16 protein-coding genes and 2 other annotated features are annotated in these 13734 nt (G+C 44.1%); all 16 genes read right to left on the bottom strand.

Annotated features, from left to right (window positions below; translation table 11 throughout):
* Positions 1 to 164 precede the first annotated feature (164 nt).
* Positions 165 to 767, bottom strand: coding sequence for a class I SAM-dependent methyltransferase (locus tag ACZ5Q7_RS04810; protein WP_343751406.1), 603 nt, complete (start codon positions 765 to 767; stop codon positions 165 to 167).
* Between the two features lie 77 nt (positions 768 to 844).
* Entirely contained in the window at positions 845 to 1210 is a 366-nt protein-coding gene (gene rplL / locus ACZ5Q7_RS04805; RefSeq protein WP_343751404.1) for a 50S ribosomal protein L7/L12, read from the bottom strand.
* A 52-nt stretch (positions 1211 to 1262) separates the two neighbouring features.
* On the bottom strand, positions 1263 to 1769 hold the full coding sequence (gene rplJ / locus ACZ5Q7_RS04800; RefSeq protein ID WP_343751403.1) for a 50S ribosomal protein L10: 507 nt from the start codon (positions 1767 to 1769) through the stop codon (positions 1263 to 1265).
* A gap of 59 nt (positions 1770 to 1828) precedes the next feature.
* Positions 1829 to 1974, bottom strand: a sequence feature (ribosomal protein L10 leader region).
* Positions 1975 to 2045: 71 nt separating this feature from the next.
* Positions 2046 to 2741, bottom strand: coding sequence for a 50S ribosomal protein L1 (gene rplA, locus ACZ5Q7_RS04795; protein ID WP_343751402.1), 696 nt, complete (start codon positions 2739 to 2741; stop codon positions 2046 to 2048).
* A 122-nt stretch (positions 2742 to 2863) separates the two neighbouring features.
* Positions 2864 to 3289, bottom strand: a complete 426-nt coding sequence (gene rplK / locus ACZ5Q7_RS04790; RefSeq protein WP_343751401.1) for a 50S ribosomal protein L11 — start codon at positions 3287 to 3289, stop codon at positions 2864 to 2866.
* Between the two features lie 176 nt (positions 3290 to 3465).
* Entirely contained in the window at positions 3466 to 4002 is a 537-nt protein-coding gene (nusG, locus tag ACZ5Q7_RS04785) for a transcription termination/antitermination protein NusG (protein ID WP_343751399.1), read from the bottom strand.
* 172 nt (positions 4003 to 4174) lie between these two features.
* Positions 4175 to 4342, bottom strand: a complete 168-nt coding sequence (gene secE / locus ACZ5Q7_RS04780; RefSeq protein ID WP_425542346.1) for a preprotein translocase subunit SecE — start codon at positions 4340 to 4342, stop codon at positions 4175 to 4177.
* A gap of 69 nt (positions 4343 to 4411) precedes the next feature.
* Complete coding sequence (gene sigH / locus ACZ5Q7_RS04775) at positions 4412 to 5080, bottom strand: RNA polymerase sporulation sigma factor SigH (RefSeq protein ID WP_343751396.1); 669 nt, start codon at positions 5078 to 5080, stop codon at positions 4412 to 4414.
* A 98-nt stretch (positions 5081 to 5178) separates the two neighbouring features.
* Positions 5179 to 5688 carry an NYN domain-containing protein gene (locus tag ACZ5Q7_RS04770; RefSeq protein ID WP_343751395.1) on the bottom strand — a complete coding sequence of 170 codons (510 nt, stop codon included), beginning with the start codon at positions 5686 to 5688 and terminating at the stop codon, positions 5179 to 5181.
* Entirely contained in the window at positions 5685 to 6434 is a 750-nt protein-coding gene (gene rlmB / locus ACZ5Q7_RS04765; RefSeq protein ID WP_343751394.1) for a 23S rRNA (guanosine(2251)-2'-O)-methyltransferase RlmB, read from the bottom strand. The genes ACZ5Q7_RS04770 and rlmB overlap by 4 nt, the downstream gene beginning before the upstream one ends.
* Positions 6419 to 6835, bottom strand: a complete 417-nt coding sequence (locus tag ACZ5Q7_RS04760) for a Mini-ribonuclease 3 (RefSeq protein ID WP_343751393.1) — start codon at positions 6833 to 6835, stop codon at positions 6419 to 6421. The genes rlmB and ACZ5Q7_RS04760 overlap by 16 nt, the downstream gene beginning before the upstream one ends.
* Entirely contained in the window at positions 6825 to 8237 is a 1413-nt protein-coding gene (gene cysS, locus ACZ5Q7_RS04755) for a cysteine--tRNA ligase (protein WP_343751392.1), read from the bottom strand. The genes ACZ5Q7_RS04760 and cysS overlap by 11 nt, the downstream gene beginning before the upstream one ends.
* On the bottom strand, positions 8218 to 8886 hold the full coding sequence (gene cysE / locus ACZ5Q7_RS04750; protein WP_343751473.1) for a serine O-acetyltransferase: 669 nt from the start codon (positions 8884 to 8886) through the stop codon (positions 8218 to 8220). The genes cysS and cysE overlap by 20 nt, the downstream gene beginning before the upstream one ends.
* A gap of 113 nt (positions 8887 to 8999) precedes the next feature.
* Positions 9000 to 9216 (bottom strand) — a binding site (T-box leader).
* Positions 9217 to 9279: 63 nt separating this feature from the next.
* Complete coding sequence (gene gltX, locus ACZ5Q7_RS04745) at positions 9280 to 10749, bottom strand: glutamate--tRNA ligase (RefSeq protein WP_343751391.1); 1470 nt, start codon at positions 10747 to 10749, stop codon at positions 9280 to 9282.
* A gap of 106 nt (positions 10750 to 10855) precedes the next feature.
* Positions 10856 to 11950, bottom strand: a complete 1095-nt coding sequence (locus tag ACZ5Q7_RS04740) for a PIN/TRAM domain-containing protein (RefSeq protein WP_343751390.1) — start codon at positions 11948 to 11950, stop codon at positions 10856 to 10858.
* Positions 11951 to 12150: 200 nt separating this feature from the next.
* On the bottom strand, positions 12151 to 13524 hold the full coding sequence (gene radA / locus ACZ5Q7_RS04735; RefSeq protein ID WP_343751389.1) for a DNA repair protein RadA: 1374 nt from the start codon (positions 13522 to 13524) through the stop codon (positions 12151 to 12153).
* Positions 13525 to 13734 lie beyond the last annotated feature (210 nt).

Here is a 13734-nt window from a genome sequence, read left to right as displayed (position 1 = left end):
GAAAGGCTGACACAGCCAGTTTCCCAGACCCTGGATAATATAAGCGATTCTATCATTGTCCCCGTTTGCCGATTACATTATACATTATACTTTCGTGAAATTTTTATTGACAAAGGAAGTCCTATGTTAGCATTTAAATATACTATCACATTTGCCGTGAACGGTCAACCATTCATAGCCATCAATACATAATAACCTTTGCTGCGCGCAGTTGTCTCTACATGATCAAATAAATTCTCAAGTTTATCTATAGCGGACGGAGCCCCCTGCTTTTTTTGAATGACCACCCATAGTTGACCCTTTTTCAGCAGCGCGTTCCTGCTATCTTCAAACATTTGATGGACCACTTGTTTCCCTGCACGTATCGGAGGATTTGTCAATATAGAAGCAAATCGTCGACTAGGCATATCGTTTAAACGATCACTCGTCACCATTTCCACATTCAGTACTTGGTTAAGAACGGCATTCTTCCGGGCAAGCTCAATCGCTCGTTCATTAATATCCGACATAACGACGTGCCTCGCGGGAAATCGGTCAGCCGTTGTAATGCCAATTGGACCATATCCACAGCCCAAATCCAGTATTTCCCCTTCAATACAAGGTTCATCAAAATGATCAATTAAAAGCTTTGAGCCATAATCCACATCATTTTTTGAAAAAACGCCATAGTCGCTTGTGAACGTATATTCCTTCCCTCTTAATAGGCAGTTCCATTGTTGAGGGGAACGTTTGGATTGAGGTTGGTGTGAAAAATAATGATCAGCCATTTTGGCACCTGCTTTTGGAAAGTGATTGAAATTAAATATAGAGAAAGCCCGCCGTTATCCGACAGGCTTTTTGATAATTACTTGATTTCGATGGTTGCTCCTGTTTCTTCCAGTTGGCTTTTAATATCTTCAGCTTCGTCTTTTGATGCGCCTTCTTTGATAGCTTTAGGCGTATTATCAACCAGTTCTTTCGCATCTTTAAGGCCAAGTCCGGTGATTTCACGAACAGCTTTAACAACTTTAATTTTGGAATCGCCGGGATCGGACAACTCTACATTAAATTCAGTCTGTTCTTCAGCAGCTTCTGCTTCGCCGCCTCCACCTGCAACAGCAACCGGTGCCGCAGCCGTTACGCCAAACTCTTCCTCAATTGCTTTTACAAGATCGTTCAGTTCCAAAACAGACATTTCTTTTACCGCATCAATAATTTGCTGATTATCCATTGGTATTCCTCCATTCAAAATTTAAATTTATGCCGCATAAAGCGACAAGCAGTTACGCGCCTTGTTCTTCTTTTTGATCTGCGATAGCTTTGGCAGCATAAGCAAAGTTTCGCACAGGTGCCTGAAGCACACTAAGCAGCATGGCCACCATACCATCGTAGTTCGGCAAATCGGCAAGTTCCTTGATTTGATCAAGTGTTGCTATTTCACCTTCAATGACACCACCTTTAATCTCAAGCGCATGGTGCTCCTTGGCAAAATTATTTAAAATTTTGGCCGGTGCAATCACATCGTTAGCGCTGAATGCAATAGCGGTCGGGCCGACCAATGTATCATTCAAGTCACTCAATTCCACTTCATCTGCCGCACGGCGAACCATTGAATTTTTATAGACTTTAAAATCAACATCTGCTTCGCGCATCTGTTGACGCAGTTCTGTCATTTCAGCTACATTCAAACCGCGATAATCCACGAGCAATGTAGACTGACTGTCACGGAATTTATCTGCAATTTCCTGCACAACCTGCTTTTTTTGCTCAATAATATTACTGTTGGACATCGTTCCACCTCCTGTTAACCACTTGATTATACCGCAACCGGTAGTGTTCAGTTGATCATGAAGAAAATAAGAAAGCCTCCATGCAGACATGAAGGCTTTCGGTAAACAACGTACGACTGTAGTCAATCGTTTATCCCTGAAACACCTCGGCAGGATATTAAGCGATAAACGCACCTGCTGTCTACGGTACAACGTATTCTATTTATAGCATGTCTAGTATACGTGATTGCTGGCGAAAAGTCAACTCTTTACCAAGCACAATATCCCATAATCATATCAGCCACGATAAGGTGTAACGTCCACCTTGATACCCGGTCCCATCGTGGACGTGATGGATGCGTTACGCATATACAAACCTTTTGCTGCCTGTGGTTTGGCTTTTACAAGCGCATCCGCAACAGCATGAAAGTTTTCTGCGAGTTTGTTATTATCAAATGAAATCTTCCCGAAAGGAACATGGATATTGGACGATTTATCAACACGATACTCGACTTTACCCGCTTTAATTTCATTGACTGCTTTTTCGACTTCAAAGGTTACTGTTCCGGTCTTTGGGTTTGGCATAAGCCCTTTTGGTCCCAAGACGCGCCCGAGCTTGCCGACTTCAGCCATCATATCAGGCGTCGCAACAACAGCATCAAAGTCAAACCAGCCCTGGTTAATTTTGGTGATCAAATCCTGATCCCCAACAAAATCGGCACCGGCGTTTTCGGCTTCGGTAGCCTTTTCGCCTTTAGCAAAAACCAATACGCGCTGTGTCTTTCCCGTTCCGTGTGGCAACACCATTGCTCCGCGGATTTGCTGATCAGCTTTTTTCGGGTCAACCCCTAAACGAAAGGCAGCTTCCACGGTTTCATCAAAATTTGCTTTGGCAGTCTCTTTCAACAAAGTGACTGCTTCCTCTGTGTCATATGCTTTTGAGCGATCAACAAGTTCAGCAGTTTCCTGATATTTTCTGCTACGTTTCGCCATTATACTTCCTCCTCAAGTTGTGGTTTATAGCGGTAAGACCTCCCACTCGACAAATACAGGCGGCATGGTCATGAGAACACAATTATCATCGCAAACCGTGTCTGTTCATGTATGCGCCAGCATTAATCTTCTATATTAATGCCCATGCTGTGTGCTGTTCCTTCGACCATGCGCACAGCAGCGTCAAAATTAGCCGCATTCAAATCAGGCATTTTCGTTTCCGCAATTTCGTTGACCTGGTCACGCTTAACCGAAGCAACTTGATTACGCCTTGGTTCACCTGACCCAGTATCAATTCCGGCTGCTTTTTTCAACAGTACCGGAGCAGGCGGCGTTTTTGTAATAAATGTAAAGGAACGATCTTCAAATACTGTAATTTCGACTGGAATAATCATGCCGGCCTGGTCTTGTGTGCGGGCGTTAAATTCCTTACAGAATCCCATAATATTCACGCCAGCTTGTCCCAACGCGGGGCCTACCGGTGGCGCTGGATTTGCTTTGCCGGCCTCGATTTGCAGCTTTACGATTTTAAATACTTTTTTAGCCACGAGACACACCTCCTTAAAGTCCGTGATGTGGTAATAGGGGAATCCCCCTCCCACTCAATATTACCTGTCTACTCAAGGTTCGACGAACGGCAATAACAAAAAAATTTTAGCACGAATTATAAATCAATGCAAGATCCTTCTTATAATTTTATTTAATCGGCAAGCCATCCTGTGAGTCATTGCAGTTTTTCAATTTGTGTAAAGTCAAGTTCTACCGGCGTTTCTCGGCCGAACATGTTTACATGCACTTTCACCTTCTGCTTGTCTGTTTCAATATGTTTAATGGTGCCTGTGAAATCCGTGAACGGACCATCTGTAATGTTAACATTTTCCTCCACTTCAAAGTTAACCTGTGGCTCTTTTTCTTTTACACCCATTTGTTTTAGAACATTATCTACTTCATGGGGCAAAAGTGGTGTTGGTTTTGTCCCTTGACCGCTGGATCCGACAAAACCTGTGACCCCCGGCGTATTGCGAACGACATACCATGAATCATCCGTCATAACCATTTCAGCAAGAACGTAACCCGGGAAGAATTTCTTTTTAACCACTTTTTTCTTGCCGTTTTTTACTTCAGTCTCTTCTTCCTCAGGCACAAGCACACGAAAGATCTTATCTTCCATATTCATCGTCTCCACACGTTTTTGCAAATTCGTTTGCACCTTATTCTCGTAGCCGGAATACGTATGGATGGCATACCATTTCTTTTCCATTTACACAGGGCATTGCGTGTGCCCTTCCCCCCTTATCATCAGTTTTCTTTTCTGCCAGCAATCTGTTTTTTATTGCTAAAACATGCCATATTAAAAAACCCGCTTCACCCGGGTTTTTCATATCATCATATATTCCATTATAGCATATTGATAACATCTCTATTCAAGCTTATTAAAATAATGAGTTAAGAAATTGTGAAATGCCCAAATCAACAACCGCGAAAAATACAGCTACAAAAACAACCGTCGTAATGACCGTAATGGTGTAGCTTGTCAGTTCACGGCCTGTTGGCCAAGTCACTTTTTTCATTTCTCTGGAAACATTTTTGAAGAACTTCATCAAATTCAAAGATTGTCCCTCCCCGGACGCTTCTGACCTTCACTAATGTAGCATGACCTATACGACGTGTCAACGGACATGATCGACACTGTTCTCATCCTTTTCAATCAATTGTTCCAGTTTTCGCTTAATACGCTGAACGGCATTATCGATGGATTTTACATGTCGTCGCAATGTTACGGAAATTTCCTGATACGTACAACCATCCAGATACAGGCGCAGAACTTCTTTTTCCAGTGTACTCAGCAGTTCAGAAAGCTTTTCTTCCATATCGAAAAAGTCGTCTTTGTTCACCAGTATCTCCTGTGGGTCAACTGTTTTCGTTCCGCTAATGACGTCAATAAGTGCGCGGTCGGATTCCTCATCATAAATGGGCTTGTCCAGTGATACGTAAGAGTTGAGTGGGGTGTGTTTTTGTCTAGTGGCTGTCTTGATGGCGGTGATAATCTGCCGGGTAACACACAGTTCAGCAAATGCTTTGAATGAAGATAACCTCTCCCCGTCAAAATCGCGGATGGCTTTGTACAGACCGATCATGCCCTCTTGAATAATATCTTCTTTGTCTGCACCGATGATAAAATACGTTCGCGCTTTTGCCCGAACAAAATGAGCATACTTATGAATCAAAAAATCTAGTGCCTGGCTGTTTCCACAATGTATCAGATGAATAATTTTGTTATCATCGAGCTTCTCCAAGTTTTTGGTATCTGTCTCTATCAACTCGGCATTCACCGACATGACCTCCCGGCAACACGATTGGCAATTTAAAACGTATTATACAGTAAGCGTTTCCTAATAGTCAACATAGATTGGAAGGATTTAGGTATAAAAGACATTTACATATCTCCACGCCGCCACTTTTCAAACGTATCCAACACATCCTTTTTCAGTGGTATTTTTACCGGACGTCCATTTTGCTTCGTTTCCTCTATTTTTTCCGTTATCTCCCGGTCAATCGTATTCATTTCCGTATACAGTTCCCGTGCCGGTTTGCGAAGGGCACCACGGCCAAAAATCGTCCGTTGTTCAGCATAATCTGATGTGGCGACATATACTTGATTCAGCACATTTTTTAATTCCTTAACTAGCCGTTCAATGCACTCATCAGCCGTCTCGTTTTCTTTGGTATAAATGATTTCCATTTGGTATTCCTTCTGTCTGCTTTCTATCCCTCGGACATAATAGGCATCAAATACGACAATGACACGCATACCAGAAAAAGCCTGATAATCGGCCAGCCATTCAATGAGCTGATCACGTGCCTGTCCAATGTCCTCAATTTTCAACCGTTTCAGTTCTTCCCATGCACCAATGATGTTATAGCCGTCAACAACCAGGATATTCATGACCAGTCACCTGCCGGGGGTCGTTTTCGGAGAACCTCGTATAATAACAGGCTGCACGCAACGGATGCATTTAATGACGAAACATGTCCCTTCATGGGGAGAGTTACCAACCAATCGCATTTATCGCGAACTAATCGGCTTATCCCTTTTCCTTCATTACCAATGACGATGGCTAATGGCAGGCTACCATCGAGTTGTCGGTAATCCTCGCTTCCATAGGCATCCGTACCCACAACCCATATATGCTGTTTTTTCAATTCATCAATGGTATTGGCGGTATTTGTTACACGTGTTACCGGCACATGTTCCAAGGCACCTGCCGCTGTTTTAGCGACGGTTTGTGTAAGACCGACAGATCGCCGTTTAGGTATGATAACCCCATGAGCCCCCGCAGCGTCGGCACTTCTTATGATGGAACCAAGATTATGCGGATCTTCCAGTTGATCTAAAATGACAAAAAATGGCGCTTCGTTTCTCGATTCGGCTACGGCAAACAAATCATCCAGTGACGCATACGCATACGACGCAACATAAGCGACAACGCCCTGGTGGTTCCCGGATGTTACTTGATCAATCTTTGTCCTGGGGGTCTTTTGCACGATCGTTCCGGCTTCTTTGGCGAGATGGTTCAGTTTTTGTGTCAACGAAGGATTCAGCTGATCGGATACCATTACTTTATGAATGGATCTGCCCGAGGTCAACGCTTCAATGACAGGGTTTTTTCCGATAATCATTTCCTGTACCAAGGATCGTATTCCCTCCCTTCCACAAATGCAACAGCTGCCTCCAGTAATTCATTCAGCCTTTCGTCATTCCTGAGCAAATAATGATAACCAATCAGTGTCTCAAAAGCAGTGCTGTACCGATACGTCTGAACGTTTGTATTCTTAGGAATGGCTCCGGATTTAGCGTTCCTGCCTCGGGTAACTATAGATACTTCGTCACCGGTAAGCTGATCTGTTTCCATCCAATGCCGAACGACCGACGCTTGTGCTTTTGCTGATACAAACGTGACGGCTTCTTTCTGGAGTTGATTAGGTTTGACAGTTCCTTTTTCCAGTAAATGTTCCCTGATATGAACTTCAAAGACAGCATCTCCCATATAGGCCAGCGTCAAACTCTTCATCTGTTTTACATCAAGACTCATTGTCCGCCCTCTTCCATCGTGTTCCCTGAGGCGTATCTTCGAGAATAACATGTCTTTCCCTCAGATTGTCACGAATCTCGTCGGCTCGAGCAAAATCACGGTTCCGTCGTGCTTCATTCCGTTCCTGAATCAATGCATCAATATCCGCATCCAGCAAATCGTCCTCCCGTTCCAACTGAATGCCCAGCACATCAAGAATAGATTGCATGCTTGCCTGAAATTCCTCAATAATTCGAATGGATGTGTGCGTTCGTTCCAAATAACGGTTAGCCTCTTTCGTTATATCAAATAATACAGAAATAGCATTGGCTGTATTAAAGTCATCATCCATAGCTTCTTCAAATTGGCGCTTCATCATCGAAATAGTTGCCATCCAATTATTAGCGTCCTGATCCGCATCCATGCTTGCCTGTTTTCGATGTTCAAGGTTGCTGTATGCATTGTTAATGCGGTCCAGACTAGTTTTTGCTCCCTGCAACAGCTCTTCAGTGAAGTTGATAGGATGGCGGTAATGAACACTCAGCATAAGAAAACGGACTACCTGTGGATCATGCTGAGCAATGATATCTTTGGTTAATACAAAGTTACCAAGTGATTTGGACATCTTTTCATTGTCAACATTGATATAACCGTTGTGCATCCAGTAATTGGAAAACGGCTTTCCGCTTCGTGCCTCGGATTGTGCAATTTCATTTTCATGATGCGGAAAAGCGAGATCCTGTCCGCCCGCGTGAATGTCTATCGTTTCACCAAGATATTTTTTGGCCATCGCTGAGCATTCTATATGCCAACCAGGACGTCCCTGGCTCCATGGTGAATCCCAAGCAATTTCATCATCCTTAGCTTTCTTCCATAATGCAAAGTCAAGCGGGTCCTCTTTTTTCTCGCCTACTTGAATGCGCGCTCCCGACCGTAATTCATCAATGGACTGATGTGACAGTTTCCCGTAGTCTGCAAACGAACGTGGTTTAAAGTAAACATCGCCATCTACTTCATATGCGTAGCCTTCATCAATCAGGCTCTGAATAAACGTCAGGATGTCATCCATCGTTTCCGTCACACGCGGATTCCATGTTGCCTTTTTGACACCCAAAGCCTCAACATCCTGCAAATAAGCGTCAATAAAACGATTGGCCACATCCGGAACGGCTTCCCCCATGTCGTTGGCTGCTTTAATAATTTTATCATCAACATCCGTGAAGTTGAGTACATAATCCACCTGAAATCCCTTATATTCAAAATACCTTCGGACCGTATCAAAAACAATAGCCGGACGAGCATTTCCAATGTGGATATAATTATAGACGGTTGGACCGCAAACATACATGCGCACCCGATTTTTGTCGATCGATTTGAACGTTTCTTTTTCTCTTGTCAATGTATTATAAATGGTTATTGTCATTGTGCTCCCCTTCCTTCAGGTTTTCTAATTCTTCACGCAAGGCATCAATGTCTTCCTGCAGTTGTTGACAGCGGTCGGCTACCGGATCGGGCAGTTTATGATGATCAAGGTTTTTCTTCACTTTTTCACCATTTTGTACAACGACCTGACCCGGAACGCCAACAACCGTGGAATGATCGGGAACATCCTTTAACACGACCGATCCCGCCCCTACTTTGGAACTGTTGCCGATCGTTATATTCCCGAGCACTTTTGCACCGGTTGTAATCGTGGCATTATCCTTGATGGTTGGATGACGCTTTCCTTTTTCCTTGCCAGTGCCACCAAGTGTCACCCCTTGAAAGACGGACACATTATCCCCTATTTCACACGTTTCACCAATAACGATACCCATCCCATGGTCAATGAAAAACTTCCGGCCAATGACGGCACCCGGATGGATTTCAATGCCTGTGAAAAAACGGTTCAGCTGTGAAATCACACGGGCAATGAAGAACAGACGACGTTTAAAAAAGAAATGGGCCAGACGGTGTGCCCAAATAGCATGCACTCCCGCATAGGTCAACATCACTTCCATATAGGAACGTGCAGCCGGATCCTGTTCAAAGACAACGTCCATATCTTCTTTCATTCGTTTAAAAACCCCCATCGGCCTAATTCCTCCTCCCGTCGTTTCTTTATATGTTATGCACAGAATATCACGTCCTGCGCCCAATGCCATACTGATTTATTAAACAAAAAAAGCGCCCCGGTGCGTTATAGCACAGAGACGCTCGTTTGCGCGGTCCCACTCTGTTTGAAGAATAAGCTCTCTTCCAGCTTGGCTCCGGTAACGGCAGAGCGCCGCCGCTATATACTCCATTTCCATAGCGGGCTCCAAGGTGCATTTCAAAAACGGTGCTTCGAATCACTTCCAGCCGATGGTGATTCTCTCTGGACAAGCATGGCGTTTTTTACTTCTCCTTATCAACGCATTAAATACGGTTATCATTATTTTGTTTATGATATTACTATATTATATTTATTTGCAATTGTGAACCAATTAGGCTCCGAACTCCTTCAGCAAGCTGTCCAAACGGCTCACAACCGTATCTCTTCCCAATAGCTCAATAGCAAGCGGCAGTTCCGGACCGTGTGTCTGTCCGGTTGTCGCCGCTCTGATTGGCATGAACAGTCTCTTGCCGCGATGTCCGGTTTCTTTTTGGGTTGCTTTAATTTCTTGCTGGATAGCATCCTTTTCAAACTCGTCCAAATGGATCAACTTATCCGTGAGAACCTGCAGCACTTCCGGGGCCTGTTCTTGATTTAACACATCCATCGCTGCCTCATCATAGTCTATGGATTCCTGGAAAAACAAATCGGTCAGTTCGACAATTTCCGCGCCATAATGGAGCTGTTCCTGATACAGAGCGATCATTTTTTCCGCCCATTTTCTTGTCGAGGCATCCATATTCTCAGGCAGACGTCCAGCTTTCTGTAAATGCGGCAGCGCCAGATCAATAACGCTGTTCAAATCCGCCGCTTTAATATATTCATTATTCATCCATCTCAGTTTTTGCTGGTCAAATATGGCAGCAGATGTTGATAGCCGGTCAGGGTCAAAAATCTCTATCAATTGATCCTTACTGAATATTTCTTCTTCACCAACTGGCGACCAACCCAGCAGGGTAATAAAGTTAAACAAAGCTTCAGGCATATACCCTTTATCCCGGTATTGCTCAATAAACTGCATAATGTGTTCATCACGTTTGCTCAGTTTTTTACGTTTTTCGTTCATAATCAGCGTCATGTGTCCAAATCGCGGCGGTTCCCAGCTAAATGCCTCATAAACCATCATTTGTTTCGGAGTGTTGGAAATATGCTCCTCACCGCGCAGAACGTCGGTGATGGCCATTAAATGATCATCAATCGCCACCGCAAAGTTATAGGTTGGTGTGCCATTTTTTTTGACAATCACCCAATCACCAAAATCGCTGGAATCAAATGTGATGTCACCTCTTACAATATCATGGAATGTATATGAATGGTTATCCGGAACTCGTATACGGATGCTCGGGATACGTCCCTCGTTTTCAAACTGGTCAACCTGCTCTTGCGTCAGATGACGATGAGCTCCTGAATATTTCGGAACCTGGCCTCTCGCGCGTTGTTGTTCGCGTTCCTGATCGAGTTCCTCTTCGGTCATATAGCACTTGTAGGCCAGTCCCTTCTCCAGCAGCTCCGTGGCATACTGGCGGTAAATATCCAGACGCTCCATCTGGCGATAGGGACCGTAATCACCACCGGCATCAGCTCCCTCATCCCAGTCAATGCCAAGCCACTGCAAATATGTCATCTGACTTTCTTCTCCGCCTGAAACATTTCGCTTTTCATCCGTATCTTCAATCCGGATGATGAACGTCCCGTCAAAGTGCCGGGCGTATAAGTAATTAAACAATGCCGTGCGCGCATTTCCTATGTGCAAATTCCCCGTCGGACTTGGGGCGTAACGTACACGAACCTGATTTGTCATGGTGGGACTCCTTTCTTTATCCATAGAATACCTTGAATACTAAGCGCAATAAAAAGTGATAACCTCACTTGTTATCACTTTTCCTTCTCTATACGTTATACCGTTTTTACTGTGCTTTTTCAAGTAATTTTGGTTTCGCAAAAATCATCCGGCCGGCTGACGTCTGCAGGACGCTTGTAATTAACACATCAATCGTCTTACCGATATAGTCATGCCCTTCTTCCACGACAATCATCGTTCCGTCATCCAGATAGGCAACACCTTGATTGTGCTCTTTACCATCTTTAATAACGTGCACACTTAATTCTTCGCCTGGCAGAACCACCGGTTTAACGGCATTTGCCAGATCATTGATGTTTAAAATCGGTATGCCTTGCAAATCACAGACTTTATTCAAATTAAAATCATTGGTTACAACAATCCCGTCCATCACTTTAGCCAATTTAATCAGCTTGCTGTCAACTTCCGGAATATCCTCAAAGTCACCGTTATAAATTTCCACGTCAACCGGAAGCTCTTTTTGAATCCGGTTCAGAACATCGAGCCCTCGTCGGCCCCGGTTACGTTTCAATACATCCGATGAATCAGCTATATGCTGAAGTTCACCAAGCACAAACTGCGGAATTATGATGGTGCCTTCCAAGAAATTCGTCTGGCAAATATCCGCAATGCGACCGTCAATAATAACGCTAGTATCAAGGATTTTAGGTTTGGGTGGTCTCCGTTCGGACGACTCTTCCATTGGCTGCTTTTTTTCCCGTTCTTTTCGGCTAAAATTAAATAAATTCATCAATTCATCCCGTCTTCTAAACCCAACTTGAAAACCAAAGTAGCCTGATAAAATCGTTATAAAGAGCGGTAAAACCTGTGATACGAGATAGATATCAATATCTTTCAAAGAAATAGTGATTAAATAGGCAATGACCAAACCGCCAATCAGACCTAGACCGCCAAAAAGCAAGTCGCCAACCGGAACTTTAATCAAACCGTCCTCAATCCATCTTAAAAACCCGACTATATAATCCGTAACAAAATAAGAAAGGCCAAATAGAATAATTGCGCCTAAAACCATGCCCAGATAAGAGGATGCTACCCACGGGGGATTGGTAACATCAAAGAAATGAACAATATCCGGGATATATAAAAATCCGATCGTGCCTCCACTGATAATAAAAAATAAATGAACAATCTTATTCAACACCACGATCACCTCCTATCAACTATTATTGCCCATTTTTCACAAATTAACCGCCATAAATCCACATAAAAATAAAAAACCGTATCTTATATGTTAGCACAAATGTAAAAATCAGTCAATTTAAAATAAACTATTTTATCATACTCCATAAATGATGTCAATAAATCGTCACGTGCTAATTCGTGCCGACCGGTAGTGAGCTGTCAGGTGGTCAGACCTTCATCGAGCGCCTCACGAACCGTACGGACTCCAATAGCCTGGATAGATGATGGCGGATTCCAACCATCCAAATTCTTTTGGGGACAAAACACACGTTCAAAGCCGAGTTTGGCCGCCTCTTGAACCCGCTGCTCGATCCGGGACACATGCCGTACTTCACCGGTCAATCCAACTTCGCCGATAAAAATATCTTCCGGCCTTGTCGGTTGGTTACGGAAACTGGATGCAATACTGACAGCTACAGCCAGGTCAATAGCGGGCTCATCAAGTTTGACACCGCCGGCCACTTTTATATAAGCATCCTGATTCTGCAGCAGAAGACCAACGCGCTTTTCAAGAACCGCCATCAAAAGGGGAACACGATTGGTATCAAATCCGGTTGCCATCCGTCTCGGGTTGCCAAAACTGGTTGGGGAAATGAGTGCCTGGATTTCAACAAGAACAGGCCTTGTTCCTTCCATAGAGGCGACTACGGTTGATCCCGCTGCACCTTGGGGGCGTTCTTCCAGGAAAATCTCGGACGGATTCATGACTTCCCGCAACCCCGTCTCCTCCATCTCAAAAATGCCCATCTCATGTGTGCTCCCGAAGCGATTTTTGACACTGCGCACTATCCTGTAAGTATGGTGCCGTTCGCCTTCAAAATAAAGCACAGCATCCACCATATGCTCCAACATCCGCGGCCCCGCTATAGCCCCTTCCTTCGTAACGTGACCTACAATACAAATGGGAATTGCATTTGATTTGGCCGTCTTCATTAATTCGCTTGTGCTCTCACGCACCTGGGAAACACTTCCTGGAGCACTTGTCACTTCTTCCCGGTAAACGGTTTGTATGGAGTCAATGACAACAAAAGCCGGTTTAATCTGTTCGATTTGACTGAGTATATCAAACAGATTGGTTTCCGCTAATACATAAAGCTGCTCGGAGGTGACACCCAAGCGATCAGAACGCAATTTTGTCTGACGGATGGATTCTTCTCCGGAAATATACAGTACAGGCATCTGTTTATCAGCAAGTTGGGACGATACCTGCAACAACAAAGTTGATTTACCTATACCGGGATCACCGCCGATCAGTACGAGTGACCCCGGAACAATCCCACCCCCGAGCACACGATTAAATTCGCGCATCGCTGTTGTCACACGTGGTTCTTTTTTGGTTTCAACTGACGTTATACGTTCTGGCTTACCGGAAACGTTAGTGTCCCCGGCTATTGTATGCCCCGTCTGCACAGATGATGCTTCCAATTCCTCCACCAGCGTATTCCAGCTGTTGCACCCGGGACATTTACCCATCCATTTGGCTGATTCATAACCACAGTCCTGACACACATACTTTGTTTTGCGTTTTGCCAATGCTATCGTGCTCCTTTGCTACATCCTCTATTATATACCAAATCCACCGCATGGACGTTACAGCCCTCTATCAATTCGTTTAAATAATGACATATTTGTTCCACATTCTCAGTATAACATGATTCCGTCCCGGCAGCTTGCCATCAAAAAAACTGGAAGGTTGTTCTTCCTTCCAGTTTTTCATCATCTGTGTGTCGGGAAATTACATTT

This window comes from Lentibacillus halophilus (genome assembly GCF_055395055.1).
The sequence above is the reverse complement of the archived record's forward strand: the minus strand, read 5'-3'. Positions and strand labels throughout refer to the sequence as shown.